Raw genomic sequence first — 12,135 nt, 5'->3', positions numbered from 1 at the left:
TCGCCTCCCTATTCCGTCAGCATGCGGTAGAACAAATCCGTCTTCATACCGCAGGTGCCCACCTCGGTTTCCAAGCATTTGGCATCTCTCAAAAACCGTTCCATCCGGTATTCCTGCATATACCCGTAGCCGCCAAATATCTGTATAGCCTCAATTGCTGCATGAACCGCCGTTTCTGCCGCAAATTTGCGGGCTATCGCCGCTTCTCTGCTGCAGCTTAATTGCTCATCCCTGCGCCATGCTGCCTGATAGGCGAGCAGACGAGCAGCTTCGATCTTGGCTGACATGTCCGCCAGCTTAAAGGAGATGCCCTGCTGCTTGCCAATCAGCAGTCCGAATTGCTTGCGCTCCTTCGCATAGGCTGCGGCGGCCTCCAGCGCCCCCTGCGCAATGCCTACGGCTTGCGCTGCAGCGCTGATATGGCCGATATCGATCAGCGAGGAAGCTATTTCTTGCCCTTGTCCGGCTTTTCCTATTCTATGATCAGCTGAAATGACACATTCTTCGAAATGGATTTCCGCGGTCATAAAGGAGCGCAAGCCAAGCTTGCGCACTTTATTTCCGATCTTAAATCCAGGCGTACCCTGTTCGACTAGAAATGCGCTGTACGTAGATTTCCCCGAGCCAGAGGGTGATTGGGCAAATAGAACGCAGCGATCTGCGATCTCCGCTTGAACGGCAAAGGAATGTGCGCCGTTTAGCTCCCAGCTTCCTCCTCTCTTGCGAGCGAGAATGGTGTAGTCCGCTCTTTCTTTGTTCTTATCTGCTATTGGCAGCGCACATGCTCCAAACCTAGCACCGCTTGCCAGCTCTTTAAGAAATAGTTGTTTGGCTGCCTCGTTGCCAAAAGCAAAGATAGGCCAAGCTGCATAGACGGTATGCGCAGCTAACGCAGCTGACGCAGATGCGCAAACACGCGACAGCTCTTCCAGCACAATGGCATAGGTCAGCCAATCACTTCCAGCACCGCCATAAGCCTCGCCGATTGGGATGCCAGTCAGGCCGAGTTCTCCCATCCGTCCAAATAGCGATCGATCAAAAAGCTCATTAGCATCCCGTTCCTCAGCGCCCTTTGCAACCTCGCTTTCTGCAAATTCCCGAATGACCGACCTTGTCAGCTCCAGCTCCTCGGATAAGCAAAATTGCATCTCCCTCCCCCTCTCACGGCAGGCAAAGTGTGGTGGACAAAGTTCGACGGTATCCGCATCTATCGTAGTATATGAATGCGGCCACCTCAAAAATGACTTCACCGGTCAGTTAATAAAGCGCATCATTCCAATTAAATCCCATTATTAGGAAAACACAAGAAGCCAACCTTTGCAGGCTGGCTTCTTGTAGACTTCTTATTTAAGTTGAACGGTAAACATAAGGATCCTTTGGTGACTCGATGGCCTTCCAACCGGTCACCTTCAGTATGGGAATCTTTGGTTGTCGTCAAGCATCCTCATCTTCCTTGCTTATTCTTCATTTGTGTTTAAACATTTTGTTGTGAAATTTCTCCGCCTTGCTCAAAAGTAAGCAGCTTCGTCGCGATTTTGTCGATGAAGAACCGGTCATGGCTAACCGTAACGACGGCCCCGGGAAAATGGATCAAAGCCTGCTCCATGACCTGGATGCTTGTCAGATCAAGATGGTTAGTTGGCTCATCCAGTACGATAATTTCAGCACCAGACAGCAGACATTTGGCAAGAGCGACCCGTGCCTGTTGACCGCCTGATAGGCTTCCGATCACCTTGTGAAGATCAGCCTCCGAGAACTGAAGCATCGACAGAAATTTATTCACTTTCTTTCGCGGAGCATCAAGTCCAAGGCCATACACGTTAACGGCATGGCTTACCGTATCCTTCTGATCAAGCTCGTCCCACATTCGATTGAAAAAAGCAAAATTAACGCCTTTGCTAAATCGTACCACACCCGAATCCGCCGACTCTTGGCCAGTGAGCACCTTAATGAGCGTGGACTTGCCGCTGCCGTTCGAACCGATTATGGCAATGCGGTCCTCCTTCTGAATGTCAAAGCTTACATTTTGGAAAATGCCGCGCTCACCATAGCTCTTGCTAATGGCTTCCACTTGGCACAGCTGGTCAGGGAAGCGCAAATTTTCATAAATATCGGTTATGAGAACATTAACCGGATTGGGCTCTACACGCTTCTTCATATCAGCCAGCTTGCGCGACAGCCGATCTTGGGAGGATTTTCTCTGCGACTTATTGTCGATCTCCTCCGCTTCCATCAGCAGAAGCTCCTCTTCCCATTCAAACTGCCGGTCCAGCTCCTTCTTGCGCAGCTTTTTTTTGCGAATATAATCGGTATAATTGCCTTCATATTCTTGAAAACGGTAGTTTTCAATTTCAATTGTGCGGGTAACCACCCGGTCGATAAACTGCCGATCATGAGAAATAAGCACCATCGTGCCGTTAAAGCGATGCAGCCATTGCTCAAGCCAGGTCAACCCTTCAATGTCCAAAAAGTTCGTCGGCTCATCGAGCAGGACGACATCCGGCAGCTCAATCAGCATTTTGGCTAATGCGGCACGGTTGCGCCAGCCTCCGGATAGCTGATCGACCGGCTGCATGCGGGAATGCTCATCGAACCCAAGCTTAGTCAGCACCGTATCGATCTCGACTGCCGCGTTCCAGCCATCATGATGCTCCATTTGCTCAAACAGCTCGGCTTGGCGATCAAGCAGACGGTTCATTTCACCATCATCGGCTGCGGTGCCTAGCTTCTCACCAATTTCAGCCAGCTCACGCTCAATGCTCCAAATATGCTCATAGCACAGCTCAACTTCCTGCTGAACAGATCGGCTGCCGCTCAGCTCTGAGAACTGGGAGAAATAACTGACCTTGACCTGCGGATCTACCTCTACTTTTCCCGCCGTAGGTACTTCCCTGCCGAGAATGAGCTTAAATACTGTCGATTTACCGGCACCGTTCCGTCCTATGAGACCGATCCGTTCCCCTTTGCTTATACGAAAATAAATATCGCGAAAAATAAGAGTATCCTCATATTTTTTCGTTACGTTTTCGAGTCGAATCACGCTCATGCCTATCACCTCTGTATATGGTTGTAAACCACGCGCGACCATCATGTCAAGCCTGACGCAACAAAGGACCGCATGGCTCCTTCATGGAAGCTCATAACGATCCTTCTTCATTCATCTCTTATTTCCGCAAACGGAGTGGGCTAATCGCCACTGTCGACGTTTTGAAGCCAGGCATTTTGCAATTGGGATCAAGCTCTGGACTTGTCGCTTTATTGACGTTCTGTACGCCTCCCCAGTGCATGGGCACGAATAGCGTGTCCTCCCTTATTTTATCGGTGATTCGGCTTCGTACGTTAAAGCTGCCCCTAAGCGAGGTAACCTCCACCCATTCGCCATCCTCAATGCGGTGCTTCTGAGCTGTCTTTGGATGAATTTCAATATAATTTTCAATATTTCGTGCAGCTAATGAAGGGCTTCTGCGCGTTTGGACGCCTGTCAAATAATGCGAAAGCACCCTTCCATTCGTCATCGTAAGCGGAAATTCATCGCTAGGCGTCTCCTGCGGAAGCCGACTGGCAACAGGCATAAAAATCGCTCTTCCATCCGAATGGGCAAAAGCTTTCTCGAACATCATGCCTTCGTTGCCATCCTCCTCGGTCGATGTACATGGCCAATAGACACCTCCCTCACGCCTCAAGCGATCATATGTTATGCCGTAATAGTCTGCTAATCCACCGCGGCTTGCAAGTCTAAGCTCCTCAAAAATGTGCTCGGCGGATTGGAAAGTGAAATACTGCTGTTTTCCCATCCCTTCTGCTATTTGACACAAAATAGCCCAGTCATGCCTTGCCTCTCCTGGCGGAGCTATCGTAGATTCCCGCAAGAGCACGCGGCCTTCCAAATTAGTCAAGGTACCGTCATTTTCCAAATACGCCGTGACCGGCAGTACGACATCCGCGAGTCTAGCCGTCTCAGACAAGAACATGTCCGCAACGACTAAGAAATCTAACCCCTGCAAACCTTCCTCGACTAAATTGGCATTTGGATTCGATACGATCGGATTCGAGCCCATCACGAACAAAGAACGGATCACGCGTTGATGCACCAATTCCATCATTTCATAGGCGGATACCCCTTTGCGCGGCAGCTCCTTCGGATCTACCCCCCATATGCCGGCAACATAAGCCCGGTCCTGTTCGTCTTCAATATTTCGGTAGCCGGGCAGCTGATCGCTCTTTTGTCCGTGCTCTCTACCGCCTTGCCCATTGCCTTGCCCGGTTACTGCGCCGTAGCCGCAGCCAGGCTTGCCGACTTTGCCAGTTGCGAGTACGAGGTTTAGAAAGTTCCGTACCGCCACATGGCCGTCGGTTTGCTGCTCCACGCCTCTCGCCGTGAAAATAATGCCGGTTTCCGCTTGACCATAAGCCATTCCAGCTTTACGAATGGCGGCTTCCTCCAAACCTGTTAAGCTTGCTACTTCATTTAACTGAATGGCAGACAAGTGCTCCTTCAATTCAGCAAACCCATTTGTACGATTTGCAATGAACGCTTCGTCCATCAGCTTCTCATCCAGCAATACCTTAAGCAAACCATTGGCTAGTGCTGCATCCGTACCGGGCTTTAGCTGCAAATGGAAATCGGCAATTGCAGCCGTAGCAGTAACTCTCGGATCAATGACGATGATGACGGCTCCATTTTCTTTGGCTTTATTGAAATAAGGCATTAAGGTCGGCTGGCATTCGGCAATATTCGTTCCCGCCAAAATAATGCAGCGAGCAAGCGGAATGTCGGATAATCGGCAGGTTAGTCCCCGGTCGATGCCAAAGGTTTTGTTGCCCGCCGATGCGGCAGCCGACATGCAAAAACGCCCGTTATAATCGATATGCTTCGTTCCAAGCGCTACTCTTGCAAACTTGCCTAGCAGATAGGCGCTTTCGTTCGTTAGCGATCCCCCGCCGTATACACCTAAGGAATCGGGGCCGTGCTCGTCGCTAATGGCTTGAAATTTACTGATAATCGACAGCATTGCCTCCTCCCATGATGCAGGGACAAGCTGACCATCTATTCTTACCAATGGCTGAAGAAGACGCTCCGAGCTTGCCGCATGCTGATGAGCGTTCATCCCCTTCACGCATAAGCGTCCTTCTGAAGCGGCATTCGGTATACCTTCAATCACATATGAAGGCCTGCTCGAGCCAAGAACAGGCAGCTCTCTCGTGATGCGCATCTTGCACTGCACACTGCAAAACGGACACTGCGTATCCATAACGTAGCTCGTTTCCTTAACGATAGGAGCATTTATCATTTGACGCATATGCTCTCACCAAGCCCTTCCACACTTTGTTTCACTAAGGCAGCAGCCTGAGCTCTGCCGGTTAGCTCCATTTGACAGCTGCTATCCAATAGCATTTCTCTCATTTCGATGATTCCTGCTCGCTCCAGCCACTTCCAAACCGGTTCGTCATATTCGGCATTTTCTCTATAAAGCTGAAGACAAGCTACCGAAATCGTTAAAGCAAGCGCATAGGTCTCTGCTATTGCGATTAGCTGTCCCTGCTTAACCGGATGTTCGGCATGCCCACCGGCATAGATTTCCCAGCCCGCCGGCGCCCCTGTAATCCCGATATCGGAAACGAGTACGCCTGCAGGTTGATGAATGCTGGACGAGATAGCTGCTTTTACTGGTGCTGGAAAAGGCAAGCTTGCGCAGCAGCTAAGGAGATCTTGCCCAAGCGACAATGAATCAAATGGTTCGCAGCTGCCATCTTTTTTGACTGGATTTATAGGGATCACGGCTACACTGAACCCATAATCCACTTCGATATTCCTCTCTTGAATGGCAGTATGCGGATGATATAAGACTGAATAATAGTTCAACGCTGATGAGCAAACCGGGCAGCCGGACTGTTTTTTCCAGCCCAATTCTGCCTTTATTTCATGAAGGGTTGATTGTGAATCACCTTTAATGGCTTCCTTGAGCAATTCATGACTAACATCCGTGCAGCCGCAAATAGGCGGAGCTGCAGCTTTAACACTTTCCTTGCCACGACTAAGCGCATATTGCACGATCGCTGCTACCATCGGCCTGCAGCCGCCGCAGGAGCTCGAAGCCTTCGTTTGGTCACGTACCTGGTCGGTCGTTTGCAGGCCATCTTGGGTGACCGCGCTCATGATGGTACATTTCTGGACAGCGTTACAGGCGCATACCGTCTCTCTTTCAGGCATCATTTCAGCTAATCGATCAAGCTCGTTTGTGCCCCCCGTGCTAGAAGGTCGGTTAAGCTCCGATATCGATGCTCCTCTTTTCACGAGGTCGAGCAAGGAGGTTCCTTCCGCTGTATCACCAAACAAAATCGCTCCGCGAACCGTTCCTTCTTTCATCGTCACTTTTTTGTAGGTTCCACGAATACCGTCATACTGCTGGATTGCAGTCTCTGCTTCCTCTTGGCGAATTTCCCCAACCGAAAAAACCTCGACACCTGAAACCTTGAGCTGTGCATAAGGAACAGAACCAAGGTAGGGCTCTGATTTCTGTCCGCAAATGCTTCTCGCCAGCACCTTTCCTTGCTCATACAGCGGTGCAACTAAGCCATAGGCGACACTTCGATGCTCCGCGCATTCTCCAACCGCATATATATGAGGCTTGCTCGTTCTCATATAATCGTCGACTATGATTGCTCTATTGGTTTCGATCCCGCTCTTTTTGGCAAGCTCGGCGTTAGGACGAATTCCGACGGAAATGACGATCAAATCAGCCTCTAATGTGGTTCCATTCGTGAAGCGGATGCCTTTGGCGCGATTTAAGCCGAATATGCTATCCGTTTCCTTGCTCAGCCAAAATCGCATTCCCTGCTCTTCCAATTCCTTGCGAAGCATGTCTGCTGACATGTGATCGAGCTGTCGATTCATCAAATAAGGCGCATTGTGAATAACATCCGTCTCCATGCCGAGATTCAGGAGGCCCCTCGCAGCTTCGAGTCCCAACAAGCCGCCGCCGATGACTGCGGCCTTCTTGTATTTTTTCGCATAATCCATCATCGTCCTGCAATCGTCAATGTTGCGGAATGAGATGACGCCAGACTTATGAATACCTGCTATTGGCGGAATAAAGGCTGATGAGCCTGTTGCAATAATCAGGTGATCATAATCGGCACGAATGCCGGATACGGTCGTCACATATTGAGAATCCGAATGAATGCAGGCGACTGTCTCACCCGTATATAGTCGAATTCCATTTTCCTCATACCATGACCAATCATTGATCACAATGCTTTCAATAGAGGAATCTCCCTGAAGCACCTTTGACAATAAAATACGGTTATAGTTCGGATGAGGCTCATTTCCAAATACGGTGATTTGAAATTTGTCCGGCGCAAGCTTTATGATTTCATCGACACATTTGATTCCTGCCATCCCATTGCCTATCACAACTAATTTCTCTCTGCTCATCTATGTTCACATCCACTTTTGCAATTTCCTAGTTCGTTAACGATCCGAACCGAACCTCCTGCCCAGCTGAAGCGCCCGCCCCTCCAGCGAATGATTTGAGTAAAAATGAACATAAAAAGCCCTTTCCCGCATACAGGGAAAAGGCATCATTGCCGCAAGAGTCAGCACGCCACTGTGCTGTACTCATTCTATTATGTATAGATTAGTTCATGTTGATTTACATGTCAATATATATAACGCACACTTTGTAATTTCACGTTAAAAAATTTATGTGTAATGTATATTGACATATACATTACGCGAACCTATAATTCGAGTTGGGGGTTACAGTGTATGTGATCCAATAAATAAGAGGTCGCACAATGATGTGCTGCCATGGCAATGAAGCCGCTTTTCGTTCCTTTACATGGACGGATTGCGGCTTTTTAGGTTGATTACATTAGAAAAGGGAGAGATTGGGATGGAGAGAAAAGGATTTTGGCAAAGCGGGCATAAGCCCACCCTATTCAGCGCATTTTTGTATTTTGACATTAGTTTTATGATTTGGGTGTTGATCGGTCCTCTGAGTGTTATTATTGCGGCTGATTATCCGATGGATCCTGTACAAAAAGCAAATCTTGTCGCATTACCTATATTAGGGGGATCGATATTAAGGTTAGTGTTAGGTTTCATGACAGATTACATCGGGCCAAAACGTACCGCACAATTCGGAATGCTCTTTACGCTTGTTCCATTAATTATGGGCTGGAAATTCGTACATTCCTTGGATCAGCTTTATATTGTGGCGCTTTTGCTTGGCGTTGCCGGAGCTTCCTTCGCTGCAGCCTTGCCGCTAGCCAGCCAGTGGTATTCCAAGGAGCATCAAGGTCTTGCAATGGGGATAGCCGGCGCAGGCAACAGCGGTACTGTTATTACAACTTTGTTTGCTAACCGTCTTGCACAGCATTATGGAAGCTGGGAATTGGTTTTTGGCCTTGCCATTATTCCAATCGTTCTCGTATTTATTATTTTCACGATCTTTGCCAAAAATAGTCCGAATCGTCCTGCGCCTAAGAAGCTTTCGCATTATGCACAAGTATTGAAACAAGGCGACGCATGGGTATTCTGCGCTTTCTACTGCGTAACCTTTGGCGGATTTGTTGGTCTCGCCAACTATTTGACCATCTTTTTCAATACGCAGTATGGATTATCGCCGGTCAGAGCTGCCGATTTCACTACCTTCTGTGTCATCGCAGGCAGCTTCTTTAGACCAGTCGGCGGCTATCTCTCCGATCGTATTGGCGGCACAAGAATGCTTACCATCCTTTACGCGGTCGCTGCCTTAATGCTTGCAGCTGTATCTTCCTTGCCCGCACTGCCAGTCGTTATTACGCTGCTCTTCATCGGCATGATGTGTCTTGGCGCAGGAAACGGCTCGGTGTTCCAGCTTGTGCCACAGCGCTTTGGCAGCGAGCTTGGCCTCATGACTGGCATTATCGGGGCTGCTGGCGGCTTAGGCGGCTATGCTCTCCCTCTTATTCTTGGAAAGCTTTATAAGTCCACTGGCTCGTACACATCAGGCTTCCTCATTTTAAGCTTCTTGACGATATGCTCACTCGTCTTATTGACGGTCATGCAGTCGAAATGGAAAAATAAATGGATGGCTAAAGGCGGCAAAGCACGGTTAGAGCCTGTCGCTGAAGCAGCACAAGTTAGCGCGTAACATGAAGCTGCACAACTAGAAGAGCCTCATATCCTTAGAATAAGCTGCATGGCTTACTCTAAGGGTATTTTTTTGTCGTTTAAAAATCTTTTCATATACAGCCGTTTCGGATTTTGAAGCAGCTTCGTCATCGCTTCCGTCCATCGATCGCTCCGCGCTCCATTCGTCCTTTCCGTATAGTAGCTTGAGATTTCTTGATCGTAGCTTTGCAATTGTTCGACCAGCTGTTCTTTAACCTGATTATATCCATCCTCATGATATACGCTGGCAAGCGGCAGCCTTGGTTTAAGGTCGGATAGATTCGCGGGATGACCAACGCTAAGTCCGAATAACGGGATAACCCGGTTTGGCGTCTGAAGCAGCTCGGCAACGTCATCCAGTTTATTTCGCAGACCTCCTATGTAGCAGATGCCTAGACCCATAGATTCTGCGGCAATTACTGCATTTTGCGCAGCAAGCGCCGTATCGATAACCCCTATCATGAACATTTCGGTGGAATTCAGCGTTTGCTCGATTTGAGCGGCTGCAGCCCCTTCCAGCTCAGCAGACAATTCCAAGCGATGCAGATCCAAGCAAAACACAAAAAAATGCCCGTTTTTGGCAACATAAGTTTGGTTTCCTGAAAGCTCAGCGAGCTTCTCCTTCTTCGCTTCATCCTTAATGCCGATAATCGAATAGGCTTGCACGTAGCTTGACGTAGCTGCAGCTTGCGCGCTTTGCACGATTAGTTGAATTTGCTCATTCGTAAGCGGCGTGTCCGTATAGGAACGAATAGAGCGGTGGTTTAGCAGTGTTTGGATCGTATCGTTCATCGAGCATTCCTCCTTTTTTCGTTTCATTATGACAGGTATTACTATTTATTTCAGCACCATTTCCCATATAATCAAGAGAATCCCGATTATAATATTAAACCAGCCGATAAAGAGAGATACTTTGTGTTCCTTGCTTAGTCCCTCTATTTTAAATGGTTTGACATCGATTAGCAGGATGAGCAATCCGGTCGTGATCCATAGGAAAACAGCGTAATTGAGATAACTGATTGTATACCCATCGCCAATCATATTCGAACAGCCCCCTCCAACTCACCCGAGCAAGACATTATTTGGCCTTCATTCCAATCCGGCGCAGCTTCATCGATACATGAACATCAAATTTGCTTTTCTTGTACATTTCGCGCCATCCTTCGGTCGTTTTTATATGATTGTTCCAATAATCCGATTTTGTTGCTCTTACATATTCTCCGAATCCGAATATATCGGACCCTTTACTTTGCGTTTTATTATAATATCCGTATAAAATTTTGCAGACGCCGCTTCCTGCTTCTGTTCAATTGTCCTTAGCACTTGAGGATCATTAAACTGTATATTCTCGCTAAGCTTTTCCTCCATATTTAGCTCAACGGCAATGCCTATTGTAAAATGAGGAACATTGTCTTTAATTTGAACCTGAATTTTTGATTTGCGATGTGTTGTATTGGTCATTATCGTACTTCCATCAAGTTGGATGAACACCCGATAGCCCGCAGGATTTACGCCTTTAATTCCTAAATATCCGGCTATTTCAAGCGGCTTCGTTGCGCCAACCATCTTATCGCCGACGAAATAGGCAAGGCCATTAATTTCAACATTTTGTTCCTTCTTCATGACAACATAGGGCAAAAATCCCTCCTGCCCTTTCTTTGATACGTTGCTCCAGAATATGCCGATATAATCTTTGGGAAATTTGCCCATTCTAATCCCTTCATCAAGGGTAGACATCAAATAGAGAGTAGGAACTCTCTCCAGCTTAGGAGCGGCTTTCATGAACTTGATGGCTTGTCCTTTTGAAATCATAAGCCAAGCCATTCTACGAACTTCTGGATTGCGGCGAAAATAATCATCCACATTTCTCATTCCTTTTCTGGCCAATGCCTCAGAGACAACGATGACGCGTAAATGACCAAAAAAGAGTCTGCTGGAAACCTGCTGCTGCAAATTCATAATGGCATCGTCGATACTGTGACCGACTACATCAATGACCCATACCGTTTGACTGGATGAACCATTCGCGCTTCCGCTTTCGCCTGGTCCGAGCGGTATTCTGCCAGGAAGCGCGATTTGCACGGCTGCACAATCAATCCCTTATTCGGTGCAGGGATGGAGCCATCCACATGTGAAACGTCATCCTCTCCTTCTTCTTCTTCTTCTTCTTCTTTATCTGGATCAGCGATGTCAATGGACACGCCTAATACGACTGCGCGCTCTTCGATTTCAAGTCGGTCCCAACAGCCAGTCAACAGTGGCATAAGTATGAAAAAGAAGCATAGCCCTTTAACGGTTTTGATCCATTTCTTTGTCACCATTATGATTGCCTCTCTTCTTGCGAAGGATAGATATGAGCAGCAACAGACCATGATAGCCTATCGTAATGTATAAACCGAATCGACCGACCGTCTCAATAATTTCATACATTTGCACAATGTTTTGCGGCAGCATCGCCATGACGAACACGATTGGCAATAAAAAATAGGAAAATAGTTTGTGCTCTCGTATACGAAACAGCTTGCTTATCGAATAAATCGTAAGGAAATAGCTGGAGAAAAGGGTCGTAAATACGGCAGTTACCCATACGGCTAGAAACGCGGCATCAAGTCGCTCCAATATATTTGCCGGCAACGACGTCGCTTTAGCAAGCTCCAATGTTGGCCATAGCAGCTGCTTGATCTCTTCCGCTCCAAAGACACTCACCGCCGCAACAACGATAACGATATACAGCCCTCCTGTAATGATCATTCCCAACACGCTTGCTGTCATCGCTTTCTCTGGTCTTTTCATCGAAGGAATAACGGCTGTTAATACAAAGGATCCTTGGAATAGAGCGGCTACCGTAAGCGAACCCGTCAACATTCCTTTAGGCTCATTTCCCCAAATGGGAAGCAAATTAATAACCACGGCATTTTTCTGAGAGTGGTGAGAAACGGCTTTTTTTATGGCCAAAATTCCTTAGCGTTGTAAATCCG

Annotated in this window: 9 protein-coding genes and 1 pseudogene; 1 reads left to right on the top strand and 9 read right to left on the bottom strand. The window is 47.8% G+C overall.

Annotated features, from left to right (window positions below; all coding sequences use genetic code 11):
• Positions 1 to 8 precede the first annotated feature (8 nt).
• The 4 genes from AC2TDN_RS18395 to nirB all read right to left on the bottom strand — a co-directional run bounded on the left by AC2TDN_RS18395 (position 9) and on the right by nirB (position 7,435).
• A complete protein-coding gene (locus AC2TDN_RS18395; RefSeq protein ID WP_484689619.1) occupies positions 9 to 1,148 on the bottom strand; it encodes an acyl-CoA dehydrogenase family protein in 1,140 nt (379 codons plus the stop codon).
• A 326-nt stretch (positions 1,149 to 1,474) separates the two neighbouring features.
• Positions 1,475 to 3,046, bottom strand: coding sequence for an ABC-F family ATP-binding cassette domain-containing protein (locus AC2TDN_RS18390; RefSeq protein WP_484689618.1), 1,572 nt, complete (start codon positions 3,044 to 3,046; stop codon positions 1,475 to 1,477).
• 118 nt (positions 3,047 to 3,164) lie between these two features.
• Positions 3,165 to 5,300: an assimilatory nitrate reductase catalytic subunit NasC gene (gene nasC / locus AC2TDN_RS18385; RefSeq protein ID WP_484689616.1), complete on the bottom strand. Its 2,136-nt coding sequence runs from the start codon at positions 5,298 to 5,300 to the stop codon at positions 3,165 to 3,167.
• A complete protein-coding gene (gene nirB / locus AC2TDN_RS18380; RefSeq protein WP_484689614.1) occupies positions 5,288 to 7,435 on the bottom strand; it encodes a nitrite reductase large subunit NirB in 2,148 nt (715 codons plus the stop codon). The genes nasC and nirB overlap by 13 nt, the downstream gene beginning before the upstream one ends.
• A gap of 460 nt (positions 7,436 to 7,895) precedes the next feature.
• Here nirB and AC2TDN_RS18375 point away from each other — a divergent pair, with 460 nt between their 5' ends.
• Positions 7,896 to 9,137: a nitrate/nitrite transporter gene (locus AC2TDN_RS18375; protein ID WP_484689613.1), complete on the top strand. Its 1,242-nt coding sequence runs from the start codon at positions 7,896 to 7,898 to the stop codon at positions 9,135 to 9,137.
• Between the two features lie 53 nt (positions 9,138 to 9,190).
• Here the strand turns inward: AC2TDN_RS18375 and nfsA are convergent, their stop codons facing one another.
• The 5 genes and pseudogenes from nfsA to AC2TDN_RS18350 all read right to left on the bottom strand — a co-directional run bounded on the left by nfsA (position 9,191) and on the right by AC2TDN_RS18350 (position 12,112).
• Entirely contained in the window at positions 9,191 to 9,949 is a 759-nt protein-coding gene (nfsA, locus tag AC2TDN_RS18370) for an oxygen-insensitive NADPH nitroreductase (RefSeq protein ID WP_484689611.1), read from the bottom strand.
• Between the two features lie 45 nt (positions 9,950 to 9,994).
• Positions 9,995 to 10,198: a CLC_0170 family protein gene (locus AC2TDN_RS18365; RefSeq protein WP_484689609.1), complete on the bottom strand. Its 204-nt coding sequence runs from the start codon at positions 10,196 to 10,198 to the stop codon at positions 9,995 to 9,997.
• Between the two features lie 37 nt (positions 10,199 to 10,235).
• Positions 10,236 to 11,239: pseudogene (locus AC2TDN_RS18360) on the bottom strand (Ger(x)C family spore germination protein).
• Positions 11,143 to 11,478 (bottom strand): hypothetical protein, encoded by a 336-nt coding sequence (locus AC2TDN_RS18355; protein WP_484689608.1) that lies wholly within the window; start codon positions 11,476 to 11,478, stop codon positions 11,143 to 11,145. The pseudogene AC2TDN_RS18360 and the gene AC2TDN_RS18355 overlap by 97 nt, the downstream one beginning before the upstream one ends.
• Positions 11,447 to 12,112 carry a GerAB/ArcD/ProY family transporter gene (locus AC2TDN_RS18350; RefSeq protein ID WP_484689606.1) on the bottom strand — a complete coding sequence of 222 codons (666 nt, stop codon included), beginning with the start codon at positions 12,110 to 12,112 and terminating at the stop codon, positions 11,447 to 11,449. Before AC2TDN_RS18350 ends, AC2TDN_RS18355 begins: the two co-directional genes overlap by 32 nt.
• Between the last annotated feature and the right edge of the window lie 23 nt (positions 12,113 to 12,135).

This window comes from Paenibacillus sp. Y660 (assembly GCF_057221575.1).
This window is presented reverse-complemented; position numbering and strand designations above follow the sequence as displayed.

Excerpts from the sequence above, each read along its gene's own strand:
- AC2TDN_RS18395 (WP_484689619.1), bottom strand. The coding sequence starts at position 1,148 with ATGCAATTTTGCTTATCCGAGGAGCTGGAGCTGACAAGGTCGGTCATT.
- AC2TDN_RS18390 (WP_484689618.1), bottom strand. The coding sequence starts at position 3,046 with ATGAGCGTGATTCGACTCGAAAACGTAACGAAAAAATATGAGGATACT.
- nasC (WP_484689616.1), bottom strand. The coding sequence starts at position 5,300 with ATGCGTCAAATGATAAATGCTCCTATCGTTAAGGAAACGAGCTACGTT.
- nirB (WP_484689614.1), bottom strand. The coding sequence starts at position 7,435 with ATGAGCAGAGAGAAATTAGTTGTGATAGGCAATGGGATGGCAGGAATC.
- AC2TDN_RS18375 (WP_484689613.1), top strand. The coding sequence starts at position 7,896 with ATGGAGAGAAAAGGATTTTGGCAAAGCGGGCATAAGCCCACCCTATTC.
- nfsA (WP_484689611.1), bottom strand. The coding sequence starts at position 9,949 with ATGAACGATACGATCCAAACACTGCTAAACCACCGCTCTATTCGTTCC.
- AC2TDN_RS18365 (WP_484689609.1), bottom strand. The coding sequence starts at position 10,198 with ATGATTGGCGATGGGTATACAATCAGTTATCTCAATTACGCTGTTTTC.
- AC2TDN_RS18355 (WP_484689608.1), bottom strand. The coding sequence starts at position 11,478 with ATGGTGACAAAGAAATGGATCAAAACCGTTAAAGGGCTATGCTTCTTT.